The organism is Methylophaga sp. OBS1, assembly GCF_026319365.1.
Genome location: NZ_JAPDMS010000002.1, coordinates 392805 through 418232, shown reverse-complemented (window position 1 = coordinate 418232; position 25428 = coordinate 392805). Strand labels below are relative to the sequence as shown.

The 25428-nt window shown below is 47.4% G+C and carries 20 protein-coding genes; 3 read left to right on the top strand and 17 right to left on the bottom strand.

Translation table 11 applies throughout. The features are described 5' to 3' along the window. Nucleotides 1-133: 133 nt before the first annotated feature. The 15 genes from OMQ46_RS08750 to rpmH all read right to left on the bottom strand — a co-directional run bounded on the left by OMQ46_RS08750 (nucleotide 134) and on the right by rpmH (nucleotide 17881). A complete protein-coding gene (locus tag OMQ46_RS08750; protein WP_266236372.1) occupies nucleotides 134-1672 on the bottom strand; it encodes a hypothetical protein in 1539 nt (512 codons plus the stop codon). Nucleotides 1673-2063: 391 nt separating this feature from the next. After that, nucleotides 2064-2549, bottom strand: a complete 486-nt coding sequence (locus tag OMQ46_RS08745; protein ID WP_266236371.1) for a putative molybdenum carrier protein — start codon at nucleotides 2547-2549, stop codon at nucleotides 2064-2066. A gap of 94 nt (nucleotides 2550-2643) precedes the next feature. Beyond that, nucleotides 2644-3177, bottom strand: a complete 534-nt coding sequence (locus OMQ46_RS08740) for a hypothetical protein (protein ID WP_266236370.1) — start codon at nucleotides 3175-3177, stop codon at nucleotides 2644-2646. Further along, on the bottom strand, nucleotides 3122-4693 hold the full coding sequence (locus OMQ46_RS08735; RefSeq protein WP_266236369.1) for a YfjI family protein: 1572 nt from the start codon (nucleotides 4691-4693) through the stop codon (nucleotides 3122-3124). The genes OMQ46_RS08740 and OMQ46_RS08735 overlap by 56 nt, the downstream gene beginning before the upstream one ends. Then, on the bottom strand, nucleotides 4690-5652 hold the full coding sequence (locus OMQ46_RS08730; RefSeq protein WP_266236368.1) for a toprim domain-containing protein: 963 nt from the start codon (nucleotides 5650-5652) through the stop codon (nucleotides 4690-4692). The genes OMQ46_RS08735 and OMQ46_RS08730 overlap by 4 nt, the downstream gene beginning before the upstream one ends. A 7-nt stretch (nucleotides 5653-5659) precedes the next feature. Continuing rightward, a complete protein-coding gene (locus OMQ46_RS08725; RefSeq protein WP_266236367.1) occupies nucleotides 5660-5896 on the bottom strand; it encodes a helix-turn-helix transcriptional regulator in 237 nt (78 codons plus the stop codon). Nucleotides 5897-6100: 204 nt separating this feature from the next. Continuing rightward, nucleotides 6101-6862, bottom strand: a complete 762-nt coding sequence (locus OMQ46_RS08720) for a hypothetical protein (RefSeq protein WP_266236366.1) — start codon at nucleotides 6860-6862, stop codon at nucleotides 6101-6103. Between the two features lie 9 nt (nucleotides 6863-6871). Further along, nucleotides 6872-11788, bottom strand: coding sequence for a DEAD/DEAH box helicase (locus OMQ46_RS08715; RefSeq protein WP_266236365.1), 4917 nt, complete (start codon nucleotides 11786-11788; stop codon nucleotides 6872-6874). Between the two features lie 46 nt (nucleotides 11789-11834). After that, nucleotides 11835-12455: a hypothetical protein gene (locus tag OMQ46_RS08710; protein WP_266236364.1), complete on the bottom strand. Its 621-nt coding sequence runs from the start codon at nucleotides 12453-12455 to the stop codon at nucleotides 11835-11837. A gap of 75 nt (nucleotides 12456-12530) precedes the next feature. After that, nucleotides 12531-13835, bottom strand: a complete 1305-nt coding sequence (locus tag OMQ46_RS08705; RefSeq protein WP_266236363.1) for a tyrosine-type recombinase/integrase — start codon at nucleotides 13833-13835, stop codon at nucleotides 12531-12533. A 327-nt stretch (nucleotides 13836-14162) separates the two neighbouring features. Next, the gene (gene mnmE, locus OMQ46_RS08700) at nucleotides 14163-15506 is read right to left on the bottom strand and encodes a tRNA uridine-5-carboxymethylaminomethyl(34) synthesis GTPase MnmE (protein WP_266236362.1); all 1344 of its coding nucleotides are present in this window, start codon (nucleotides 15504-15506) and stop codon (nucleotides 14163-14165) included. Nucleotides 15507-15512: 6 nt separating this feature from the next. Continuing rightward, the gene (gene yidC / locus OMQ46_RS08695; RefSeq protein ID WP_266236361.1) at nucleotides 15513-17150 is read right to left on the bottom strand and encodes a membrane protein insertase YidC; all 1638 of its coding nucleotides are present in this window, start codon (nucleotides 17148-17150) and stop codon (nucleotides 15513-15515) included. Then, nucleotides 17143-17379, bottom strand: coding sequence for a membrane protein insertion efficiency factor YidD (gene yidD, locus OMQ46_RS08690; RefSeq protein WP_266236360.1), 237 nt, complete (start codon nucleotides 17377-17379; stop codon nucleotides 17143-17145). Before yidD ends, yidC begins: the two co-directional genes overlap by 8 nt. Then, complete coding sequence (gene rnpA / locus OMQ46_RS08685; protein WP_266236359.1) at nucleotides 17364-17717, bottom strand: ribonuclease P protein component; 354 nt, start codon at nucleotides 17715-17717, stop codon at nucleotides 17364-17366. Before rnpA ends, yidD begins: the two co-directional genes overlap by 16 nt. A 29-nt stretch (nucleotides 17718-17746) precedes the next feature. Next, on the bottom strand, nucleotides 17747-17881 hold the full coding sequence (rpmH, locus tag OMQ46_RS08680) for a 50S ribosomal protein L34 (protein ID WP_036311011.1): 135 nt from the start codon (nucleotides 17879-17881) through the stop codon (nucleotides 17747-17749). A 269-nt stretch (nucleotides 17882-18150) separates the two neighbouring features. On the opposite strand from rpmH, the gene dnaA reads away from it, so the two are divergent. Together dnaA and dnaN are read left to right on the top strand one after the other, a co-directional pair. Beyond that, nucleotides 18151-19518, top strand: coding sequence for a chromosomal replication initiator protein DnaA (gene dnaA, locus OMQ46_RS08675; RefSeq protein WP_266236358.1), 1368 nt, complete (start codon nucleotides 18151-18153; stop codon nucleotides 19516-19518). Nucleotides 19519-19545: 27 nt separating this feature from the next. Then, nucleotides 19546-20649, top strand: a complete 1104-nt coding sequence (gene dnaN / locus OMQ46_RS08670) for a DNA polymerase III subunit beta (protein WP_266236357.1) — start codon at nucleotides 19546-19548, stop codon at nucleotides 20647-20649. Nucleotides 20650-21021: 372 nt separating this feature from the next. Here dnaN and OMQ46_RS08665 read toward each other — a convergent pair whose 3' ends face one another. Beyond that, nucleotides 21022-21369, bottom strand: a complete 348-nt coding sequence (locus OMQ46_RS08665) for a hypothetical protein (RefSeq protein WP_266236356.1) — start codon at nucleotides 21367-21369, stop codon at nucleotides 21022-21024. A 69-nt stretch (nucleotides 21370-21438) separates the two neighbouring features. Here OMQ46_RS08665 and OMQ46_RS08660 point away from each other — a divergent pair, with 69 nt between their 5' ends. After that, nucleotides 21439-23613 carry a hypothetical protein gene (locus OMQ46_RS08660; RefSeq protein ID WP_266236355.1) on the top strand — a complete coding sequence of 725 codons (2175 nt, stop codon included), beginning with the start codon at nucleotides 21439-21441 and terminating at the stop codon, nucleotides 23611-23613. A 71-nt stretch (nucleotides 23614-23684) separates the two neighbouring features. Here the strand turns inward: OMQ46_RS08660 and OMQ46_RS08655 are convergent, their stop codons facing one another. Then, on the bottom strand, nucleotides 23685-25421 hold the full coding sequence (locus OMQ46_RS08655; RefSeq protein WP_266236354.1) for a monovalent cation:proton antiporter-2 (CPA2) family protein: 1737 nt from the start codon (nucleotides 25419-25421) through the stop codon (nucleotides 23685-23687). Between the last annotated feature and the right edge of the window lie 7 nt (nucleotides 25422-25428).

The window sequence follows — 25428 nt, the reverse complement described above, 5'->3', positions numbered from 1 at the left end:
GAAATTAACCTGAAACCCTTTGTATACTTGTCCATGGCCTGCTCTACCGCCACTAATGGGCACAATTCTGGGCACAAATATTCAATATTGGTAAACAGTTTTAGCGGATAATAGTCATGATCATGACTGTTCTTTAGATGGCTCTAAACCAGTCAATTATTGAGCGGAATCTCTCAAATTGCTCCTCATCGAAGAGTGAGTCAGAAAATCCCTGCTTTACCTCATCACATGTATTTTTGTCATAACAGATACATGCTACAAAAGAATCACCTTGCTCTATATCCGTGGCATCAAATAACAGATCAAAAGCAATTAGATCTGAGATAGTGACCTGAGCTTTCCATATATGCTTAGGCATTGACTGAAGTAACAAACGATTCCTTTCCGCAGCACTCACACTTGAATTATTGAAAATATCCGTTTTAATTTCATTGATTGTTGATGCAAAAATGTCCCAAACAATATTTCTTCCAACAAATATCTGCTTCAAAAGTGAATCTATTTCAATCGCAAGGTCATGTATCTCACTGAAAGGTATTCTTATTTTCGGATTCAGTGGAACCAAAAGTAAGTCTGGGACAGCTCTAGCATTTTTAATAGTTGGTTGTCCATAACCTGAAGAAAGAGACCAGACATCTTTTATCAGCTGACCATTATTGACCCTCACCGATTGACCGTCATTTAACATACGTGAGAATGGTCCGACTTGATCGTCATGGACATAAAGTTTGTCTATGGCCGTGGCCTTCAAGTTAAAGTCTGCTCCTTGAAGACTTTTGGGATGAGCCGCATCATTCAGACTGTAACCAGTGACTGCAACAGCGTGTTTACCAATAAACTGCTGATGATCATCAACGATCCAAAAACCTAGAATTATTGGTATTTTTGCCTTGAGGTAAGCATATATAGTCCCGATAGTAATATGCTCATTTCCCGCTGCTACGTGATAAGGTTCAAGCCCAACATTTTTAATAGCTCTAGCCATCTCAATCGCATCTAATCCATTCGATGGAAAAGCTCTACTGTTTCTGGTCAAAGTTTCAGTAGCTGAATCTGTGATTTCAGAGGGTGAGGGTATTTTGTGGTGAAATAAAATTCCAGTACCTTGAAAAGCTGACCATAAAGCACTGGTTGCGCATGCTGCCACCACAGTATCTTGCTCTTGATAAGCTAGACTGTGTTTTACGCGTAGCTCCATGCCAAATAAGTTGGCACTGTACTCGCGTGTAATCGGGAAATAGCGTCTATTATCGTGTGGATATATCGTCAAGCAAGTTCTCCCTATAATAGTCCTTGGCAACGGCTTTAGGACTATAAACCCAAGATAATTATCTTGAAGAATTTTGGGAGTTAACTCGTTTTCAGTATTTTCAGGAGAGGTTATTAGACTATTGAAGCTTGCGTGTTCGAAAGTATTTCTAAAAAAATGTAATCTCGCACATCGCCGGTTATATCCTTGAAAACAGCGGACATAATACTTTATGAAGTCTTCTAAGTAGTCATGATCAACATATTCAGTTTCACAAACAATAGTTTTCGCACCAATGTTGCCAAAATAGCCATCTAGAAATGTTGTATGTGATTTGTTGAGTACAGTCTGAGTTGAAGCCTCAGTGTGAGCTGACAGTATTGCGACAAGATTGTCGATCGAGTATTTGTGAACCTCAAACACTAGTCATCCTTGCCTAGCATAGCTTCTAAACAAAACTATAGAGTGTATGGCTTTAACAGTGTATCTCTGTCAACAGAGCGTTGACGCTGAAGATCAGATGCAACCTCACGAGCACGCTCTAATACCTCACGGATCTGAGCTTGCTTTTCGTCAGTAAATTTATTCTGTGTATGTTGTTTCATATGTCTATTGTCGGCCGCTCCCCGCATTTCTTCCTCCATGTGAATACAGCACACAAAATCTTGCGTTATAAAGCCTACAAGTAAAATGCCGAGTATTATCTAACAATCTCGTCACATAAATCAAATCTCTCATAAGTGCAATTAAGATGTCAAAATCTTATAGAAGTTCAATGCGGTTAAATTTTTAATTGAACGCTCAATAATCAAACTTATACACCGAATGACTCCGTCATATGAGTTAGTTTTGCAGTTAGCTCATAACTGTACTTATAGCCTTGAGGCATTTTTTTTGCGCTAGGACCCGCGAAATTGACCCGATTTGCTCTATGAGCATTAATAAAACTATAAACCACTTCAGCAGCTTTTACTGGAGCAACCAGCTCGGCATCAATCAACTTGAAGGGCTTGTTCTTTTTCAGACAGATCTTCAGTGTCTCTCTCGTACCAGTTTTGGGTTCGCCCCAGTAAATAATTATGGTTGCATCCGAGTCTTCTACGTTAGCAACTGTGCGTCCACGATATCCCTGCGAATGATGTCTCTTCAGAACATACCTAGGATCCAAGGGCCCATCTTCTGCTTGGCCATCTTTGGGGCACCAGCCATCTATTTCAGCCCCTAGAGAAAGAGCAGCATCGAGCGCTCCCCGATCTACGCCAGTTTGACCACCTGATATGACAGTAATGCTTTTTGTCACCTTTTGCCTCCAAACGCTTTCATACAATGCCTTATGTTCGGACGTTTTTCCGGGCTTCCCTCGCGCGCGTGCGCGTATCTGTCCGATAGCTTGATTATTTCCATATATTGAAGGTCTCACAAAACTCTAGGGCCATCATTCTCCTATGCTCAGTCCAGTTAGAATATTCTTCCGAAATATAAGCATTACCAGAGAGAATCCTATAAGCCTTTACTTTAAGTGCTTCGAACTCAGCATTTACGTCTTCATCGGATGGTTCTTCTGGGTAGCAGCCGCTCCAAGCATCATCCCAGGATAATCGTTCCAAATTAATCCCTTTAACAATGCTTATGGCCTCTTCCCGGAGTTCATTCAATTGCTCTTCATTGAAGGAAAAATCGCCTTTAGTTATCCCAGCATCTAGCTGATAGTTATCCAACTCGGCCAGTATCTTTTCAAAAGATGGAGCTGATGATGGGCCAGTCGAGGCTTTATTTTCCTTCGTCATTACTTTATTCCCTACAAAAGTGATGGAGCTCATACCAGCCAAACCAGCTAAAGGGTCTTTAGCCAGTTTAGCTGGTGGTAGTATGCTATGAAAAGAAAACTGCCGGGTTAATTGAATATTCAGGCAATGGCGGTCTACCACCCATCTTTCCGATCGTTCTAATCTCAACACTAAGCCAGTTCTCATCCATTAAGATCTCGCATGCAGCCTCAACTTGCTGACGATCTTTTAGTCCATGCCACTGTTTGTCATAAACAGTCTTCGCAGTGAACCGATCGGGCAATAGCTTTTGAATGATCTTCTTCGACAATGTCATTGCAGCTTCATGTTCTGGACTCTCTGCCATTGCGTAAATACGCCTGGCATGACTTTCAAGATAATTGCACCATTCGACTGCTAATTCTGCGGATGACGCTGAAATATCCCCTGTGACTTTTCCATCAGCCAACTCAATACAGTGAAAAATCATTGCGAGGCTTGGCATTAACGAGCGGTATTTTCCGAGATGCTCAAGCATGAGGGGGTTATCCTCATTCTCGATTTTTTTAGTTTGCAACTCAGTGAGCCAATCATTGAATATTGATTGTGCATCGCTATCGAAGCGAAAATAAGGACGCCCATCATAATCATCCTGAGTTGCCCCGCATTGGCAAAAGTCCATTTCGGCTAACTTCAGCAGCAAATCATAAACACGTTGCTTTTGCTCCCTATTGGGCTTGCTATCCACCAGAACCCATCCCTTTGGCACATCAGGATAAACTGCAAGCTGAAGGCGTTGCATAAGGCCATCATTGTTACCTTTCAAAGCCTGATAAAGATAACGCTTCAACTTATCTGGCTGAATACCTCCCAATAGGCTGATGCAGATATTCTTGGCATCAGTCAGGCCTCGCGTGATTTTTATATCGGTATAGCTACCATTGCCATTCCAGCCTTCAAGATAATAAGCCCGCTCATCAGCATGATCCTCCCTATCCCACCGAGCGAGCAGTCCAGTAAGCTCATCACGAAAGACAAGAACTCCACCTTCATTTTCGTTTTGCAGCAAGGTCATCGCCTGGATGCTGGTTTCGTTCGTTTTGAATAAACGACGAGATGGCTCTGGGTTCTCAGATTTTTTCATCTGAGCGTATTCATGCTTCAAAGCTGCAACCAAATCTGGGTCTATAATGCCCGTTTTGCCTTTACCTTTTGCTAAATCAGTTAGGCGCTTTTCAATGTCCTTCAGTGCAGCATCATGAAACAATTTATCTGCTTCAAATTCAGACGTCTTCAACTCAAACTCTTCACCGTATATAGCTTGCACTTTGTCTAGCAAACCCATGGGCTCGGACATGCTTGGCGACTTGAGGACAACCGAAGGCCTCCCTATACACGCACCCCAGACATTGGGAATCACCTCCCAGTCATCACATTGTTTGGGCCTGACCGCACATCCGCTTCCAATCACACTGCTTATCACAACAATCGCTGACACAGTGGCGAAGTCTGCTGGGGTTTGCATCCTATAACTAACATCAGTAAGCCACGCCCTCAGAGACTCAGGAATAAGCTCCGGCAGCATTGGCAGAACATCAGGGACTTTAGTAGCAATGGGGTTTGGTCTACCCAACTCATGACCGATTGGCATCGATAGGCTTTCATCAAAAGCATTCATGCAGCTACCTCACCTAATTGGTTCAGCCAATAATCATTCCAATCACTACCAGCCTCATGAGATAAAAATGTCGGGATACTGACCTGGGCTCTCACCAAAAGTGCTGCTTCATTGGCTGCTTTTTGTCCTGCTCCTGATTTATCGTTATCACCAGCAATAATAATCCTCGTCTCGGGATAAGCCTTTCTCAGCACTTCCGCAACTGGTTTCAAATTGCCTGCATTAAATGCTACGACAACACTACAGTCTGGTGTGTAATGGCTATAGAGCGTTACCCCTGTCGCGTAGCCTTCACAGATTACAATGGCGTTATTACCTGACCAAATTTGATAGAAATGGCCTGTAATAGCTCCACCAGCCAGAAATTGTTTCTGACCTGCCTCACTGATGAACTGCAAGCTATGTATGTCTCCAGCAATATCCATAACAGGCAGAACCAACCGGTTCTGTTTATCACGCCATGGCATTAACCTGGGCTCTATAAATTTTGACTTCAGATAGGGATGATCAGCAGTAGCATATTCACAATCATCAAGTATCGACTCAGCTGTTTCCCTTGCCCTTAGATTGGCCTCATGCTTGGGAGTATCGTTACTGTTGATAGCAGTCGAGGGTATAAAAATATTTGGTGTTCCTGTTGGTGCGTTATACCCATATTGCTTGGCAAAGAAAAACAGGGTTCCTAGCCCAATAGCCCCATCAACAGATAAGCTATTCCATACTGATTTAGCGTCCCTGGGGTGGTAACTTATTCCTGTGCTGCTCCATGCATTCCATGTATCGAAATCCCCACCCGCTGACTTCCATGCCGCGGTGACTTTTAACCATTCATCACGAGGCAGATCAGCCGGTATATGAGATAATGCTCTTAGGATTTCTATCCAGGAATCTATTTGTAAGCCTGATTTGGGGAGATCACCGTGGCAGCGGTGCTCTCCCATACTGTTCATCAACATCATCTCTCCCTCAAGCTCCCCGACTGTTTTTGATTTGCTGTTCAAGCCAAGCATCAATCTCAGACTCAATCCATCCAACAGCTTTTGCTCCAACAGATATGGGCTTGGGAAAACTCGGGTCGAAGTCTCCAGGTCTTTTAGGGTTAGGTTTCAATTTCGCGTAAATTCCTGAGCGTGATAGCCCAGTTTTGTTTTCAAGCTGTTTACGACGAAGGATTCGAATAGATTCACTTAGTTTGTTTGCCATTATTCACGTACTCCAGAAGAAGGTAGTGCTCTCCGGCTTGCTCCGGAAAACGGCTGTATTCTTGAATTTTTTCTTGTGAATAAATAGCTGGGAAGGTTGCAATAAACCTACCCCCAAAAGTGGTGGGAGGGGGGGGTAGGTTATAAACTTATGAGTGAATAGGATTTGGAGGCTAGTTTATGCAAACCATTTATTAGCAACGGTTTAGAGGATGGCAGGTTTATCAGTAGGTGTCTTAGGGGATCCCCCTTCAGTCTGCCAATTAGCTACGTAAGAAACACGCTCGATAGCTTCATTGCTCACGTTACCATTGTAGACTAGTCCAAATTCTTTACAGTTTTGGTTCAACCAGTCAGCCATTGCGGCTTTTGGTGACTTACCGGACATCAAATTTTGATCTTCCATGGCCTCCCAAGCTCTGATAGCTGCAGCTAACCTTCCAGAGTAACGAGGATGATTGGGATCGAGGTATGCAACAGTAGCCGCTTTCTGTGGGAAAAAGAACCCATCTTTAATGCCTCGATTTCTTAGCCAGGCTGAAATATCATCAAACTTGACAGTCGTTTTTGACCAGTTTGGATTTAACTTGATGAATGCGCCATTTTCATGCCTTTCATCATCACCTGCCAAAAAGTCAGGGTTTGGCTTACTGTATCCACTCTCTACTTGAGCTATCAGAGCCTGAAAGTCTGCTTCAGTAAATGGTCGTGAATCATAGAAAAGCGCCGCTTCGAGCTTCCCGCTTGATATAGCTCTTATCAATGCTTTGTATGCAGTATTTACCCGGGAAATACCGTTGCTTTCCGTAACTCCACTCTCTGGATCTCTGAAGTATGCAGCTTCATCATTTGAAAAAACGACTGTGTTTGGTTCTTCACCGGCCATCAATGCAGCTACCTGCTCAACAGTCAGAGGATCAACCAATCCCCAGAAAGATCCTATTTCTCTGAAATATCGCTCTTTCATAACTCATGCTCAAATATCTAGAGGTGGTAGCGATCTAACGATCTTCATCGTTTCCAAGCTGACAGTAATGACCCTTAAGAACAGCTCTAACGGATAACGGGGATTATCCATGGTCTCGATAGCCCAGTCATTAGCATCATTGACGATATCGCTTGCCTTGTCTGTCTTTACGGACTGTCTTTCCACTACCCAATCCAAGGCAGGTTTACCGTTGACCACATAGTCGTAGGCCTCCAAAGGAATACCCGTTACCGTTATCTTGTTGTTGTAATGCAGGGTCGTTTTGTCTTTATTTTTACCGTATTTCATTTTCTCAACACGGTAATTTTCAGCCTCGCCACCTCCAGTAACTTTTGCTGAATAAGGCTCAACAGTTTCGTAGTTCAAATGAAGTTTGGCGAGATCACGTCCTGCTTTTGAGAAAGCCCAGAAATCTTCTACTTTTTTTACAGTAGGGATTCTTGGTAACTCCTTGCTTAAATTATCAGCAAAACGATCACGATAATCCTCCGAGTGAAGCAGACCATAGATATAGTAGAAAAGGTCCTCTTTCGTGATCCGCTCATCTGAATATCTGGACTGGAAGTAGCTCAAGCCCTCATCTGTCAGAGCATCTTTCCGCTTATAGACTTTCTCTTGAGATTGCACGCGTGAATGTTCAAATAATTCTCCATGAGGCTCATCAAATAATGAGCCCTGGACTTGGCCACCCTCTATTATCAAATCTTTCCGAGATTTATTTCTAGTCTCCTCGTAGAGGTATAGTGGGAAGCATTGCCCCTTGGCTATCATCTCCAAGTCGGGAAGCAAATTAGAGGCTAGAGCTGAGAATCCTTTGTTAGCTCCTCTACCTGTTACGCATATGACTATATTTTCACACTGCTTTTCTGGAAAAATAGACTTCATTGAATAGAAGCTGTGATTGAAAACCTTCGATCCGTAGTGCCACAACTTGGTATACGGCCTATAAAGAGAGATTCCTAAGTCTTTCGGTTCTAACAACTGTTTTTCTAGTCGTTTAAAGACAGGTATCCAACTTGATCCGCCCCAACTAATTTGCGATTGATCATGGGTTACAAATTTTTGAGGATCAATGCTTTCTTTCGAATTGTTGAGTGCTTGTTTATATCTATCAATCTCATCATTAAAAAAACTGATCATCCGCTTACAGTTATTTAATAATTCCGATTTTGAATAATTAAAAACCCATGCATCCCTACTACTTACAACTCCATTTGAGTAGAGCTTAAAAATTTTGCTGCTACTATCTTTTTGTTTAGATCCCAAAGTCATGTGCTGCTCAAATGAATCATCTCTTTGGCTGATCCAGTCACCATGTTCATCTGGCAAAATACTCATGAAATCTATTGAAGAAATGCTTCCATACTCTCTAATTAATTCAAGTTTTTCCTCTCTCTTCAAATAGTCGCCAAGCTCTTTATATTTCAAAAACTTTTCGGCTTTCGCTTGCTTATTTTTAACAAACAAACAAATAGCCGCCGGCTCTCTACTACCCGAATCAAAGATTTTCCCGCCTTCCTTTCTGGACTCCTCACCAGATGTCCGTTGATTACCCCTAAGATTAAATATGTAAATCTGATCAAACTCTTCATGCAGACATTTTCTCATTCCGTCCGCAGCCACGCTCTCAATAAAACTGGCACTGACCACAAAGCCAATTACTCCAGAATCACCTATTCGATCAGATGCCCACCTGATCGCTCTCACAAACGAATTATATGAGGCTCTTTTACCCCCTGCTTTTGAGGAGTTAGCCACATAAGTCTCAGATATTCTTCTATCAAGTCCATCGTACTTGATCGCTTCAGTTCCATCCCCAGCTTTTTTTTGTCCTGCTGAATAGGGTGGATTACCAATTATTACTTTAATATCCAGGGCTTTTTGACGCTTCCTTCGAGCACTATTGTCCTCTAAAAGCACATCAACTAAGTCTTCTTTTTCATACATCTGGAAGGTATCCGTTAAACAGATCCCTTCGAAAGGACGATATTCACCACCAATAATACTGTGGTACACGGCTTCAATGTTGATGGCTGCAATGTAATAGGCCAATAAAACAATCTCATTGGCATGAATCTCACCACCATACTTATGCCTGAGCTCATCAGCATCAATCAAGCCGCTCTGCATCAAGCGAGTAATAAATGAGCCTGTACCTGTAAATGGGTCAATGATATGAACCCCTTTGCCACCCAGAGTTTGGCCAAACTCTGATTGCAGCACGTCGTTTACACTGTGGATGATGAAGTCCACAACTTCGACTGGGGTATACACAATACCTAAACGCTCTGTCATGCGTGGAAAAGCGTTTCGGAAGAACTTGTCATACAGTTCAACGACAATCTTTTGTTTGCCTGCTGCGTTATCAATCCCTTCGGCTCTGAGTTTTACACTTTCATAGAAGGCCTGAAGGGTTTCTGCTTCTTTGCCGATGTGATGATCATGTAATGCATCTAATACCGATTGCATGGCCTGAGACATCGGGTTTTGCTCAGCAAAACTGTAGCCTTCAAAAAGTGCATCAAATACAGGTTTAGTCACTAAGTGCTGTGCCAGCATTTCGATAATTTCTTCATCGTTGATGCTGTCATTCAGATCATCACGAAGCTCTTCAGCAAAAGCCTCGAAGGCCGCTCGCTCTTCCTTGTTATCAGCGTTTTCGAGAATGCCTCTAATGCGGTCTATGTGTGTTCGAGCGATCTTGGCAATGTCATTCGCCCACTCTTCCCAATGGCCGCGATTACCTACTTTCTGAACCAACTTGGCATATATAGCCTTTTCTACTTCACCAATCTCAAATTGCAGTTCGCCTTGATCTTGTTGAGGCTTTTTGGTTTTGGTCCCAATGTTAAAGCCTCCTTGCCCTGTTTGCCGTTTGGTTTTGCCTTTGGTTTTTTTCTGTTTCTTTTCTACTTTGTCAGTAATGGCCACAACTTCCATCTTACTGGTGTCTTGGCCAATCAAATCCAGCTTATTGACCATCGCATCAAAGCGATCATCATGGGAGCGTAGAGCCTGCAAGACCTGCCACACTACTCTGTATGTTTTGTTATCGTTCAATGCTTCGTGTGCTTCTACTCCTGCGGGAATAACCACAGGCATGATCACATACCCACGTTCTTTACCCGGCGCGTTACGCATGACACGACCAACGGACTGAACAACATCAACTTGGGAGTTTCTGGGAGTAAGGAAAAGCACAGCATCGAGCGCGGGAACATCTACCCCCTCAGAGAGGCAGCGGACATTACTTAGAATGCGGCATGTTTCTTCTGGTGGCTCTGCTTTCAACCACTCTAGCTTGGCCTCTTTCTCACTCGCATTCATGCTGCCGTCTACATGCTCACTCTGACATTTGAGCTTATAGGAGGCTGCTTCTTCGTCTGACTCTTGGTAGGCATCAACAACAGCCTGGAACATGTTGGCAATTTGTTTCGAGCTCACTTTGTGAGTACGTGAGCCTTTGCTGAGTTCGATTACCTGACAGAAGGCTACTGCCCTCTTCATAGCATTAGCGTCGAGCTTTAAGTCCTCTTCCAGGCCTTGTTTTGATAAGGCCTTCCAACAACCGATGATCTTGGCCGCATCATCAACCTTCAATTGATTGTCTTCATCCTTGAGTAAAGACTGGATTCGACGGCTTACATGGCTTTCCTCGATGGATAGCACGATTACCTTGTAATCTACCAATAGACCCCGTTTTACAGCCTCAGAGAAGGTGATTACATAGAGATCTTTACCATAGAGCTTTTCATTATCCATGGAACATAAGGTCACGCCTTCAATTTCTTTCGCGACTTCACCATAAATGCGAGGAGTGGCCGTCATATAAAGGCGCTTTTTAGCTCTGATATAAGAGTTATCATGCACACGGACAAAAGCACTCTCGTCTTCATCATCAAAGGTTGCGCCTGTAGTCCGGTGTGCCTCATCACAAATGATCAGATCAAAGTCGCCAAGGTCATGCTCATGCTGCGCTTTGCTAATAACGTCTATCGAATGATAGGTGCTGAAGACAACACTCATATGCTGAGCATCATGTCGCTTATCAATCTCACTGGCGAGTCGAGATGGCTCTGTAGTCGATGGGTAGCGTAGCTCATGGGTGAAGGTCTGAACGGTATCGTCAGATTGCTTACGTTTTTTCCCTACATCACTATCTGAACATACCGCAAAGCTATGCAATAGCGTTGTGCTTTGTTGTGTCCACTCTGTCAGAGTTTGGGATAGCAAAGACAGACTTGGGACTAAAAACAATACTCGCTTACCTTTGCCAGCCAACTCCTCTGCAATTTTCAAACTGGTAAAAGTCTTGCCTGTACCACAAGCCATAATCAGCTTGCCTCTATCGGCATTCTCTAGGCCTCGCTTGACGGAGTTTAATGCAGTTTCCTGATGTGGTCTTAGGGGAAATTTGGGCTTTAATTCAGGGATGGCTTTATATTGATATGTGGACCAGTCAATCTGACTATTTTCTAGATCATGGAGATCAATTTTACTCACGGGGGGTTGTTGGTCACGAATAGCCTCTTCAGCATGTTCTGACCAATGATTTGTCGTGCTGACAATTATCCTATGTGTAAATGGTTTTTTACCTGATGCAGTAAAAAAGCTATCAATATCCCGCTTTTGTAATTTGTAATCTTCTGCGTACAACTTACATTGAATAGCGTGATATTCATCCGTGCCTGCAGTTTTAGCAACAAGATCGATTCCTGTATCACGACCATCTAGACCCTGGCTTTTTGCCCAATCAGCATATGTCCAAACTTCACTGTATAAATCTCGGTAACTTGCCTCATTTCTAAGGTAGCAGATCATTAACTCTTCAAAGTAAGTCCCTTTCTCACGCTCTGTTACCGCTGCTGTTCTGTATGAATCTAAAATTTCTCTGAGTGCTGACATGCTAGGCTCTGCCTTTAAGATTATTTTTTAGCTCTAAATTACAAAATCACATACTAGGAGGGTTGTTTCCTCGGCCACCGCCTGATGGATTACCCGTAGTGCTGGGCCAATTTGGATTGTCGTCATCACCATCATCATCAGCTGGAGCCTCAATTCTTGCTTCCATGTAATAGCTTGGCTTTTGCCCAAATGCATCTACACGAATATTTTCTGTTCCGATTATTTTGCTGATTGTCGGTTTTAACTCGCTTAGCCTCTGATAAACCGCATCACAAATAGCTTTGTTGGCATATTGTCGAATTAATACCCTAATTGAAATTGAAGTACCTCTGAATCTCGACTCATTCAATTTGACCTCAACATCATGCTCATAAAGATTTCGCATGTATTTAATGTCGTTCTCCACTATTGAGCGAACCAGAGCTTGCATGACGTCCTTGTGTGTCTTTGAAATGATTATTCTGCAATCCCCCATCATTTCAGTGAGCTCAGCATTATTTAGTTCAGGGTATATTCTGCGCATGAATAGATCCCTGTAGAACTCATCATCCTTACGAGTAATGTTGTTAATGAGTAATAAGTAGTTGTATGGTGTCTCTTGAACAAAAGAATGGAAGCATCCTGGCTGCACATTTTCGATAATGTTTTTCAATGATTCGTTGATCATGTTTCCTCCTTGAATAAGTTCATTTGTTTATTGCCAGAATCATACCTTAGTAACGACTATGCTTAGTCGGCTAGCTTATGATTGTCTCGCAAACCTGCCTAGTATAACTTTTCGTCCTTCCTCAATTTGACTGTCTACAAAATTGGCCCACCACTGCAGCATGTCTCGCCGCTGATCGGCATACTGGGCTTTGTTATATACACCACGAATGCCTTTGGTTTCATGTGCCAGGCACTTTTCAATCCAGTCTGAATTGAACCCTGCTTCATGAAGGTGAGTCGATGCTGTGCGTCTGAAGTCATGAATAACAAATTGTCGAATGTCCAGATCAAGGGTGCGAATAGCATGATTCAGCGTGGTATCCGATATGTGTCTGTTTAGAGAGTTTCGGCTCGGGAAGACCCAATCTGATCCAGACGAAAGTTGTTTCAGTTCTTTCAGCATCTCGACAGCTTGAGCAGCCAAGGGCACGATCTGGGCCTTGTCTTTTTTCATGCGTTCTGCCGGGATAAGCCACTCCGCCTTATCAAAATCGATCTCATCCCAAGTCGCCTCTGTTAGTTGTGTTTTGCGCACCATAGTGAGTACGAGTAAATGCAGGGCTAGCTTGTTTGCTCTTCGCATTCCCGATTGATAGATGGCTCTGATGAGCCGTCCTATTTCATCTGTTGATAATGCCACATCACGACTTTTCGCCTGTGCAATGAACCGCCCCTCTATCGCGGCAGCAGGATTGAATTGGGTCTTTTGTCTGGCAATGGCGTATGAAAACAGACGTTTGAGGATATTACGGGTCTGCAATGCCATTTGATCAGAGCCGCGGTTTTTGATCGCATCTGTTATCGAAAGGATGTCATTTACGCTGACCTCGTTGATTTGCATGTCGCCAATCACTGGGTAAACATCTTTTTTCAACACCCTCAATGTTCCTGCGTGACGCTTGTTATTGGGTTTTACAATCTCTTCATACCACTTTGACGCAAATGCTAGAACAGTATTCTCAACCTGTTGCTCTGCATCTTTTTGACGTGCTTTTTCAACGGTGTCCAAACACCATCTAGAAATAAACGCTTCACCCAGCTCCTTTACGGTGGGGGAATGATGGTCAGGTATCAGATCGCCTCTTTTTAGTGACATTGGTGAGAGGCCACGCTTCACAAGGACTTTGCATTCATCACGCCATGAACGCGCTTCAGACAGGCTAAACGCAGGATAATGTCCCAGCATCACCTTTTCCTGTTTTCCCAACAACCTATAGCGCAGCCGCCAAACCTTGGCCCCTTTGGGTGTCACCTCCAGAAACAAGCCGGCTTCATCAGCTACCTGATAAACCTTATCCTTGGGTTTTAGGTTCTTTATTTTTGTATCTGACAAGGCCATTTCACACTCCGCTTGAAAAGTGTGCCCAGATTTTTTCAAACCTTACAAGCTCGAAACAGATCTATTTTTATCTATAAAACAATGACATGCCTGCTTAAGCGAGGCATTCAATTGGATTTAAAGCTAACTTTTCAGCCTGATCTGGGCACAAGAATGTGCCCAGATTTCTGTCAATCCGACAGAAAATATCAATATGGGCACATCCATGGGCACAATACTATGCGGATTCATGAGGAATAATCAAGAACAATATGGAACCGTTAACCCTTGGTATAGCTGGAGTTAACAAATTAGAGAGGAATTATCCGGAACTGCTAGGAAGCGATTTTATTTACCGATGCAGAAACTGGAAAAGATATGGTCCAGCAGGTCTTCGGTGGTAAAAGTGCCGGTGATTTCGCCCAGTGCATTCTGAGCCTGACGCAGCTCTTCCGCCAGCAGCTCACCGGCGCCCATACCGGCCAGACAGTCGTAGCCATTTACAATCGCCTGACGCGCCCGTGACAGGGCATCAAGATGACGTCGACGGGCGATAAATACCCCCTCTTCTTCCGGGTGAAAACCGACGGCTTTGAACAGATGCTGTCTGAGCAACTCCATACCTTCACCGGTTTTGGCCGACAGGAAAATAGTCGGCATGCCATCTTCCACTGTTTCGCTGACCTGATGGCCGCTACGGTCAATCTTGTTACGGATGACCGTCAATGGTTTATCGGCGGGCATCTCTTCCAGAATCTTTCGATCCTGCCTTGTCATGCCATGGTTGTCGTCGATAATCAGCAGAATGTGATCAGCCTGCGCCAGTTCATTCTGGGTGCGGCGTATGCCTTCCAGTTCGACCACATCGGTGGTGGCCTCATGCAGTCCTGCCGTATCAGAAATACGCAGCGGCATCCCCTGCAGATGAATCTGCTCACGCAATACATCACGGGTGGTGCCGGCCACATCGGTGACGATGGCAGCATCGTGTCCAGCCAGCTGATTGTGCAGACTGGATTTACCGGCATTGGGCTGGCCCGCCAGTACCACGCTGATGCCTTCACGCAGCAGACGACCCTGACGGGCACTGCCGGTAATGCCATCGAGGGTTTTCAGCAGGTCCTGTAATTGTTGATCAACCTGCGCTTCAGCCAGAAAATCGATTTCCTCATCGGCAAAATCAATCGAGGCTTCGACGTACATCCGCAGATGTGTCAGTTCTTCCAGAAAGGCATTAATACGGTTGGAGAAATCGCCCTGCAGTGAACGAACCGCACTGCGCGCCGCCTGTTCGGTTGAGCTTTCAATCAGATCGGCCACGGCCTCAGCCTGCGCCAGATCCATTTTGTTATTGAGAAATGCCCGTTCAGAGAATTCGCCGGGCCGGGCCATGCGGGCCCCAAGTTCGATGGCGCGCTGGCAGAGCTGATCCATGACCAGTGGACTGCCGTGCCCCTGCAGTTCCACTACATCTTCACCGGTAAAAGAGGCCGGGCCGGGAAAATACAGCGCGATGCCGCTATCAATCAGATCGCCAGACTTATCCCGGAAACGGGTGAACTGCGCATAGCGCGGCTGGGGCAATTTACCGCAGATAGCCTGGACGATTTCTGCGGCCTGTTTGCCTGAAATCCGCACCACGCCCACGCCACCACGCCCGGGCGCGGTGGCGACTGCGACAATCGTTTCCATACCGGCTTAGAGTGCCCCCATCTTACGGGTTATATACCACTGCTGGGCAATCGACAGCAGGTTGTTGACCAGCCAGTACAGCACCAGACCGGCCGGGAAGAAGGCAAAGAATACGGTGAAGACCAGCGGGAAGATCTTCATCATCATCGCCTGCGCCGGATCCTGCGGTGCCGGATTCAGCTTTTGCTGGAACCACATTGACAGGCCGAACAGGACTGGCAAGACGAAGTATGGATCCATGGCCGTCAGGTCGTTAATCCAGAGCATAAAATCAGCCTGACGCAGCTCGATGCTTTCCACCAGTACCCAGTAGAAAGCCAGGAATACCGGCATCTGTACCAGGATAGGCAGACAACCGCCAAGGGGATTGATCTTCTCGGTACGATACAGATCCATCATCGCCTGGTTAAATTTCTGCTTGTCATCGCCGTAGCGTTCTTTCAGCTGTGCCAGTTTCGGCGTCAGTTTACGCATACCGGCCATGGAACGGTAACTGGCCGCGGACAACTTGAAGAAAGCCAGTTTGATCAACACGGTCAGCAAAACAATCGACCAACCCCAGTTGCCGGTCAGCTTGTGCAGCCATTCCATCACCCAGAACAGCGGTTCGGAAATAATGGTCAGGATGCCGTAATCGACGGTCAAAGGCAGGTTTTCAGCGACCTTTTCCAGGCGCTCATGTTTTTTCGGACCGAGATAAAGCCCGTAATCAGCCTGTGCCTGTTGACCCGCTTCAGCACTGATTACCGGCATGCGCACACCGGCGACATAGTTGCTGTTGTTAATGGAACGACCGTAGAAACCGAGTTCCGCCTCCTGTGGCGGTACAATGGCACCCACAAAATAATGCTGAATCATCGCCGCCCAGCCGTTGTTGACGCTGCGGTTATACGGCGCTTCTTCCAGTTCGTCGAAATCGACTTTCTGATATTCATTGCCTTCGCTGGAGAAAACGGCACCGGTATAGGTATAAATGAACATGGAGCCATCATCGCTGCGATTGCGGTTCAGCTGAGCATAGGGATAAGCCGAGAAGCCGTCCGCTGACTGATTGTTGACCTGATAATCGACTTCAACCAAGTAGCTGTCACGTTTGAAGGTATAGGTCTTAATAACCTGCAGACCGGCCTCATTCTCCCAGTACAGCGGCACCTTGATTTCATCCTGACCTTCCTGCAGAACGTATTCATCTTTCTCAGCACGGTATTCCGCATAATGAGTCGGCGCATCGCCTTCAGCACGCAGACCTGACTGGGTTACAAAGAAATGACTGGCAGTATCGTTAAGAAACTGTACCGGGGTATCAGGTTGATCAGAGCTGACGGCATATTCAAGCAGGGCCAGTTCGCGAATATCGCCACCCTGAGTACTGATTTTCAGGTCGATGACATCGGTTTTGACATGCACTTTTTCAGTGACTGCCGAGGCTTCGGGCGTAGTGGGTACATCAGGCATTGATTCTGCTGTCGGTGCAGGCAGATCCGGCAAATCCGCTTCGGCGTCAGTTGCTGGGCCGTTTGCGGTTTCAGCCGCTTGTTCGGCCGCTTGCTGCTGAGGTCGGACATAGTCATTCTGCCAGGCTTCCCACAACAACAGGGAGACGATGAGCAGGCCGAAAATAAATAGCGTTCTGAGATTATCCATTGTGATTCTTTGTTTTTAAGTCGGGAACGGGATCCACACCACCCTCATGCCAGGGGTGACAACGAGACAGGCGACGCAAACCGAGCCAGACGCCGCGGAGGGCGCCATGTCGCTCAATGGCATCAATCATATACTGTGAACAGGTAGGCTGGAAGCGACAGTGCATACCGACAAACGGGCTCAACAAGAGCTTATAGCCTCGAACGAAGCTGATCAGGATTTTTGCCATTGCGCCACCACTGTTAACCAATGTCGCTCCAATGCTGCCCAGATTTGTGCGCTGTCCCGCTGGTCCACGCCAGGCCGTGACAACACCACAATGTCGATGTTGGAGAATGCGGATTGGTGCTGTCGGAATGACTCGCGAATAATCCGCTTCAAGCGGTTGCGGTGGCTGGCGAGCTTGACGTGTTTCTTAGCTATGGCCAGCCCCAGTCGGGGATGTCCGACTGAATTTTCAACCGTTAGTACCGTCAGTCCGCCCCCTCCGATGCGTTTTCCCTGACGGAATACCCGAGAAAAGTCTCCCGGGCGATTCATTCTCATGGCTCGGCTGAATGAGGCCAAGTCATGCCCTCCTGGAGAGGTCAGAGGGATTAAACTGACAGTTTTGCGCGGCCTTTGGCGCGACGAGCGTTGATAACGCGACGACCACCAACAGTTTTCATGCGGGCACGGAAACCGTGAGTGCGCTTGCGCTTCAGATTGCTAGGTTGAAAAGTACGTTTCATTTCACCAACTCCAGAACTAGTGTTTATTTCGCTGCCCGCGGCTTTAACAAACGCTAAAACCGGCCAGGCAAAAAGACACGGGATTATAAAGTTTCGAAGGTGATCAAGTCAAACCAGAATCACTGATTAATATAACTGTGATTTAACTTGCCAAACCAAACGCAGAAAGATAACTTTAGTGGTCCTGCGCCGGACGCTATACTATAGCAGACATAGGTCGTCTGCGCCTCTGTATTTTTGACTAAGCGATTGATAATCAAGGAGTTCATGTGTCCTCACCCCTTTGGGAAAAATGCCTGTCCCATCTCGAAGGTGATCTTTCGGCACAACAGCTGAACACATGGCTCCGGCCTCTGCAGGCCATCGAAACCGAAGATAGTTTGCGCTTACTCGCGCCAAATCCCTACGTCAAAGCCTGGGTACAGGAACAGCTGGAACAGCAAATCAATAGCCTGATCCACAATCTGAGTCAGGGCCTGATTGCGCGGGTAGCGATTGAAGTCGGCACCGTGCCGGCTGAAGAAATCAAACCGCGCCGCAACACCGCGCCGGTCAGCGAAATCGTCACACCGCAAGCCGAAAACAAAGAGCCGGCTAAAACCGAGCCCGCTATCGGCAGCCCGATGAATCCGCTGTTCACCTTTGATAATTATGTCGAAGGTAAGTCCAATCAGATTGCCCGCGCTGCCTCATTACATGTTGCCGAAGCCCCCGGCACCAGCGGCTATAACCCGTTATTTCTGTATGGCGGTACCGGTCTGGGCAAAACCCACCTGATGCTGGCTGTGGGTAACAAAATCAAACAGAATAATCCCAAGGCACGGGTCATTTACCTGTCTTCCGAGCGTTTTGTGCAGGACATGATCACGGCACTGCGCAACAACGCCATTGATCAGTTCAAGGCCCACTACCGCAGTGCCGATGCCCTGCTTATCGACGATATCCAGTTTTTCGCCAAAAAAGAGCGTTCGCAGGAAGAGTTTTTCTACACCTTTAATAGCCTGCTGGAAGGCCAGCGTCAGATCATCCTGACCTGTGACCGCTTCCCCAAAGAAGTAGAAAACCTGGACGAACGTCTGCAATCGCGACTGGGCTGGGGGCTTACAGTCGCTATCGAACCGCCGGAGCTGGAAACCCGGGTTGCCATTCTGATTAAAAAAGCGCATCAGAACCTCATCACCCTGCCGGAAGACGTGGCTTTCTTTATCGCCAAACGCATCAAGTCTAACGTGCGTGATCTGGAAGGCGCCTTGCAGCGTGTCCTCGCTTTCTCGCGCTTTACCAACCAGCCGCTATCCATCGATATGGCGCAGGAAGCGCTCAAGGATCTGCTGGCCCTGCATCAGAAACTGGTGACATTGGAGAGCATTCAGAAAACAGTCGCTGAATATTTCAAAGTGCGCGTTTCTGATCTGCTGTCAAAAAAACGTACCCGCTCCATTGCCCGTCCACGCCAGGTTGCCATGGCACTGGCTAAGGAACTGACCAGCCACAGTCTGCCGGAAATCGGTGACGCCTTCGGCGGTCGTGATCACACCACGGTATTGCACGCGACGCGCAAAGTAGCAGAACTGCGCGAATCAGATAACCGCGTCGAGGAAGATTACCGTAATCTTTTACGAACCCTGTCGAGTTAATCAATCACGGACCCTGAGAGAATCATCATGGAATTCACTGTCAGCCAAGAAACCCTCGTCCGGCCACTGCAGCTGGTGTGCAGTATTGTTGAACGGCGTGCGACCCTGCCTATTTTGTCCAACGTGCTGCTACGGACGCATGGCAACCAGCTGTCGATGACCAGTACCGATATGGAACTGGAAATGATCGCGACGCTGCCGGTCTCGGTGGAAGCCGAAGGCAAAACCACGGTATCCGCGCGCAAGCTGCTCGACATTGTCCGCGCCCTGCCCGGCAATGCCACCATCAGCTTTAATGCCTCTGACAACAAGGCCCTGGTCAAAGCCGGTAAAAGCCGTTTCTCGCTGGCGACCCTGTCCAGCGATGACTTCCCGGACAGCGAAGGCGCCAACTACGTCGATGAAATCGCCCTGCCGCAGACTGCACTGAAAGCCCTGATTGATGAAACCAGCTTTGCGATGGCCAGCCAGGACGTGCGTTATTACCTCAATGGCCTGTTGCTGGAACGCGATGGCACAACGCTACGCGCCGTGGCTACCGACGGTCACCGTCTGGCGCTTGGCAGCCTGACCACGGCCAATCCGGTAGAAGAAAAAAACAGTGTGATCGTGCCGCGTAAAGCCATAATCGAACTGGGCCGTCTGCTCAATGACACCGATGATGAAGTGAAACTCGCTTTCAGTAATCAGCAGATTAAAGTAGAACTGCCCGATATTCACTTCACCTCGAAGCTGATTGACGGCCAGTTCCCCAACTACGAACGGGTGCTGCCACTGGGCGGCGACAAGGAAGTGCTGGCCGATCGTGATGAACTGAAACAGGCGCTGTCACGTGCCGCCATTCTGTCCAATGACAAACACCGTAGCGTGCGGATCAATCTCGATACCGATCAGCTCAAGGCCACGGTGACCAACCAGGAGCAGGAATCAGCGGAAGAGGAAATCAGCGTCGACTACAAAGGCACGCCGCTGGAAATCGCCTTTAATAACGCCTACCTGCTGGATCTGCTTAATGCGATGCCCGATGACAAGGTCAAAATCACGTTTACCGATGAAACCAGCAGTGCATTGGTCACGCCTGCCGATCCACAGTTTGAGCGGCAGTATGTTGTCATGCCGATGAGGTTATAAGGAAAAGACTCGACTCCTCGACGCATTCGCTGTCGAGGAGTCTGCTCTGTATTTCAGAAACAAGCCTGAGCAGCTTGCAGTGACTTTGTGCCTGATTTTTAGTATGGTTTTCTCAAGGACTCAACCTAGGTTTTGCTTTTCAGGGATCGAGAAAATTGCCGTTATTCTCCTCAAACTCTTACAGCTTCACACCAATCTCTCATCCGTGTCGCAATCCTGGCTCAGACATTACTGTCTCTGAGACGGCAAGAGCACAATACGCATCATCCCCATATTTAGCACCAGCAAAGTTAGTCAATGCCTATGAACTGGTATCGAACACGATCAGGAAAGATTCAAGTTATGCCCAATCTGTCTCATCGCACAATAACCTTAATGCTGCCCCTCGTCATAACGCTGCTCTTCATCAATATTTCTCTGGCAGGCACGGAGTCGTCGAGTAAACAACTTGTTAAGCAACTGATTGACAGGGATCCGGAGTATCAGGCGTGGGCGAGCCGATATCAGCCCAAACGTCCAGGCACAGATATGGTGAATTTCGAGCAGGTTCAGGATGGGGTGACACTCGACAACGCCCCCATCACGCGAGTCTGGCTGGAATTCAAGCCCGGAACGGAAAATGATCCGGTCCCCGTCTACCGCTATGTGATCAAGCCGGTAAAAAACATCACTGCAGAGGAGATTATCGAGCGTCAGGCGGGCATGTTTATGGATCAGCATGCTGACTTCCCGGTTGGACAGTGGTTGCCCGATTATCCCGTCTGGCCCAGGAAAGCCTTTCCGGCAAAAGTGCCCGATAAAGTCACCGAGGGTGCCATCATCACTGATTGGCATTATTGTGCCGATTGCTTCGAAGCCCGCCACTCCTCTGAGGCAATGAGAACACAAATTCTCCAATGGATGAGAGAGGGGCGCAGTGACAAAATTGAAGATGCCCTGAATGTTGAACGTATCAGGTTCGGCTCTGAAGCAGCTTACACTCAAGCTATGGTCGAGAGCTACCAAAAAAATGATCCCTCAATCACACTTGAATCGCTGCAAGAAAGGTGGGGGGCGATCTCTGTGACTCTGGGCGTCGTTACCGGCACACAAACAATCGAAAAAGAACGAACCATTCTCGCGTGTCGCCTTGCCGCTCTCGAAAAGACCGGGGAAGACCGCCAAGCTACTCCAGAAACAGTGCCGTCAGAAAAACAACGTGCTGTTAAGCAACTGATTGACAGTGACCCCGGGTATCAGGCTTGGGAGGCGCGTTATCAGCCGAAAAGCGCCGGCAACGACCTGGTGAACTTCGAGCAGGTTCAGGATGGCGTTTCACTCGAAAACGCGCCCATTGTGCGCGTATGGCTGGAGTTCAAGCCCGGTACTGAATATGACGCAGTACCGCCTGTCTATCGCTATGTGATCAAGCCGGTAAAAAACATCACTGCGCAAGAGATTATCCAGCGTCAGGCGGGGATGTTTATGGATCAGCATGCAAGGTTCCCGGTTGCACCTTGGTCACCCGATATCCCTTACTTTTATATGAAATCCTTTCCGGCAAAAGTGCCTGACACAGTCACCGATGGCGCCGTTATCACGGATTGGCAGTATTGTCCCGATTGCTTCTATGGCACGCATTCCTCCCAGCCGATGAGAACAAAACATATCCAATGGATGCGAAAGAAGCGCTGTGACTTGGTCGACAATGCGCGGAATGTGGAGCTCATCAAATTCGGCTCTGAAGCCGCTTATGTTCAGGCTAAGGTCGATACTTATCAGAAAGACGATCCCTCAGTCACGGTCACACTTGAATCGCTGAAAGAGCGGTGGGGGGATTTCTCTATGAGCCTCGGCGTGATTACGGGAGAGCAGGAGATCCAAAAAGAACAAGCCATTCTCAAACGCCGCATTGTATCTGTCCAAAATGCGGGAGCGGCGCATGCCGCTTTTCTTGAAGATGAGTATTACCCTCTCAGCTTCGATGGCTGGGCAACCTCACAAGGCTGCCTCCAGGAAACAAAGGGCGATACTTATGACCGAATGCCTAACCCCAACGAGGTGATTGATCACAACATCCGTTACCTTGAATGTCGAAGCAAGGCCCTGGAGACCTTCGACCTGGCAGGCTATCAGCAGGCCTATACCGCTCTGAATCAAAAAGAAGAACAACTTCTGGATGAGGCCGGGCTTGTTTATGATTATGTTCGTAAACCAGCAAAAACCGTCATCACGCCAGAAAAGATGATGGATCAGGCTATTTCCGATATTGAATATGCTGCAGAAATGATTGACGAGGCACAGTATCAGATTGATTCGGACGCGGAACGGAGAGCGGAACGACAAAAACGCAAAGCGGAACACGAAGCCTGGTCCCGGGCGCACTGGGCCAATACCCTGAACTCGATTCAGCAAAGTAACCAGATTATCGCTGATCGCCTCAACGCCACGGATCGCATGATTGCCCAGACCAGAGCAATGAATAACTACAGCTCGGGGACTACTTATAGCGACTCATCCAATGCCCGTCGCAGCGTCGATAAGGCAAGACAAAATGTGGCAAAAGCAAAAAGCCGTGCCCAACAGGCCAGTGAGAGCGCTGCTCAAGCCCGTCAGAAAGCCCTGTCACAACCAGCAAAAGTAGCATCCACTCAGTCTGATACGTCGGCATCATCAACAGCGCAGCAGGCGAAACCTGAGCCTGAAAAACAGCCAAACAGAATGATCGGCAGTGGCCGTGACTACGAGATGTACGGCACTACCGAGGTCTACCACCCATACGATACCGCTGTGGACCTGGCTAAAACCAACCTCAGGAACAAGGCTGCCAAGTTCTGTAACAGCAGCTATAAAGCCGACATTACATGGGGTGAAACCAACTGCAAGAAAAGCGAGCATGCAGACACCTATCAATGCTCCGTCGGCGGGCTGATTAATTGCTGGGAACAGCGATGTGACAGTGAATTCTGTGGGACTAGAAATTAGCTGTAGCCATTAAAAAAAAGCCCCTTTTCAGGGGATTTTTAATAAACTTACAGTCACTAATGACTATGTCATCAGTGTTTCAACTCACCCAATACTACTTTGTTCTCGGTGACTTTCTGCACCACGTTGGAATAGTAATCATCACGGAACTCATTGATGACGTGGGAGGCTTTTTCCTGTTCAACGCCACTGCCGAGTAAGACTTCTTCAGTCAACCGCAGACTGGTTTCAAGTGTTTCCGATACCGTGGTACTGGCGCCCAGCGTGATCAAATCTGCACAATGGCGGCGATCCCGGGCGCGGGCATGAATCGGCATATCAGGATAAAACTGCCGCACCTGTGATACCAATCTATCAACCTGCCCCGGATCATCCAGCGTCACTACAATCATCTTGGCATGGTCGGCGCCTGCTGCCTGCAGTACTTTAACTTTACTGGCATCACCGAAGAACACCGGGAAACCCTGGGAACGAGCCTCTTTGACCCGATGCTGTTTCATATCAAGCGCGATATAAGGTACGCCAGCCGCACCCAGCAAGGTGCCCACGCGCGCGCCGACTCGGCCGAAACCGGCCAGAATCACATGTTCCTCACTGGCCTCGACGAACTCAGCATAGTCTTCCTCTTCAGTCGGTGCCGGTGTGTAAAAGCGAATTAGCAGGCTGTTTGTGAGCTTGACGACAAAGGGTGTTAACACCATTGTCAATGCAATCACCAGCGTCAGAATATCGCCAATTGCCTTTTCCAGCACGCCTGAAGCGGCGGCAAAGCCGAACAGCACAAAACCGAATTCACCACTTTGCGACAACAAAGTCCCGGTCTGCAGAGAAATATCGTGACGGGCACCGGAAATGCGGGCCAGCATGTAGACCACCGCCGCTTTCAGTACCATCAGCCCGATGGTCATCGCAATAATGTTAGCCAGTTGGTCCCATAACAGACTGAAATCGATACCCATACCGACCGTCATAAAGAACAGCCCCAGCAAAATGCCACGGAAAGGCAGAATATCGGCCTCAATCTGGTGCCGATAGTGGGATTCCGCCAGCATCACCCCAGCCAGGAAGGCACCCAGCGCCATGGAAAAGCCGACCGCTTCCATAATCCAGGCGACACCAAGCACCAGCAGCACGGCGACTGCAATAAACACTTCCGGATCCTGACTGGCAACAATCCGCTCCAGAATCGGATTGAGCAGATAACGTCCGGCAAACAGCAACGCGATAATTACCAGTACCGCATACAGCGGTTTCAGGCTGGGTTCCATCACCTCGGCATTACCGCCGGCAGCAAAATACGACACCAGCGCCAATAATGGCACCACAGCGATATCCTGCAGCAGTAGCACTGAAAACGACATCCGTCCCATAACGGTAGAAATACCGCCACGCTCAGACAGCAGCTTAAGACAGAACGCCGTGGAAGAGAGCGCCAGACCGAAACCGACGATGATCGCGCTCTGATTGGAAACACCCAGCCAGATGGCGATTCCGTATATCAATCCGGCTGTGATCAAAACCTGACCCAGGCCAAGCCCGATCACCATTTTGCGCATCTGCCACAGCTTATCGGGCTTGAGTTCAATACCCAGCAGGAAAAGCAGAAAGATAACACCAAATTCAGCTAAATGGCGGATATCCTCTACTTCAGTGATCACGCCAAAACCCCAAGGTCCCAGTACAACACCGGCAGTCAAATAGCCCAGAATGGCACCAAGCCGAATCTTGTGGAATATGGGGATAATAACGACTGTCGCCAGCAACAGCGCCAGAATATCAATCAGGTAATGTCCGCCCGCCTCTTGCACTGGTTTA

What these genes read in the sequence shown, in the direction of transcription:
- OMQ46_RS08735 (WP_266236369.1), bottom strand. Translation starts at nt 4,693, where the DNA reads ATGAATGCTTTTGATGAAAGCCTATCGATGCCAATCGGTCATGAGTTG.
- OMQ46_RS08730 (WP_266236368.1), bottom strand. Translation starts at nt 5,652, where the DNA reads ATGATGTTGATGAACAGTATGGGAGAGCACCGCTGCCACGGTGATCTC.
- OMQ46_RS08725 (WP_266236367.1), bottom strand. Translation starts at nt 5,896, where the DNA reads ATGGCAAACAAACTAAGTGAATCTATTCGAATCCTTCGTCGTAAACAG.
- OMQ46_RS08720 (WP_266236366.1), bottom strand. Translation starts at nt 6,862, where the DNA reads ATGAAAGAGCGATATTTCAGAGAAATAGGATCTTTCTGGGGATTGGTT.
- OMQ46_RS08715 (WP_266236365.1), bottom strand. Translation starts at nt 11,788, where the DNA reads ATGTCAGCACTCAGAGAAATTTTAGATTCATACAGAACAGCAGCGGTA.
- OMQ46_RS08710 (WP_266236364.1), bottom strand. Translation starts at nt 12,455, where the DNA reads ATGATCAACGAATCATTGAAAAACATTATCGAAAATGTGCAGCCAGGA.
- OMQ46_RS08705 (WP_266236363.1), bottom strand. Translation starts at nt 13,835, where the DNA reads ATGGCCTTGTCAGATACAAAAATAAAGAACCTAAAACCCAAGGATAAG.
- mnmE (WP_266236362.1), bottom strand. Translation starts at nt 15,506, where the DNA reads ATGGAAACGATTGTCGCAGTCGCCACCGCGCCCGGGCGTGGTGGCGTG.
- yidC (WP_266236361.1), bottom strand. Translation starts at nt 17,150, where the DNA reads ATGGATAATCTCAGAACGCTATTTATTTTCGGCCTGCTCATCGTCTCC.
- yidD (WP_266236360.1), bottom strand. Translation starts at nt 17,379, where the DNA reads ATGGCAAAAATCCTGATCAGCTTCGTTCGAGGCTATAAGCTCTTGTTG.
- rpmH (WP_036311011.1), bottom strand. Translation starts at nt 17,881, where the DNA reads ATGAAACGTACTTTTCAACCTAGCAATCTGAAGCGCAAGCGCACTCAC.
- dnaN (WP_266236357.1), top strand. Translation starts at nt 19,546, where the DNA reads ATGGAATTCACTGTCAGCCAAGAAACCCTCGTCCGGCCACTGCAGCTG.
- OMQ46_RS08665 (WP_266236356.1), bottom strand. Translation starts at nt 21,369, where the DNA reads ATGCTGATCCATAAACATGCCCGCCTGACGCTCGATAATCTCCTCTGC.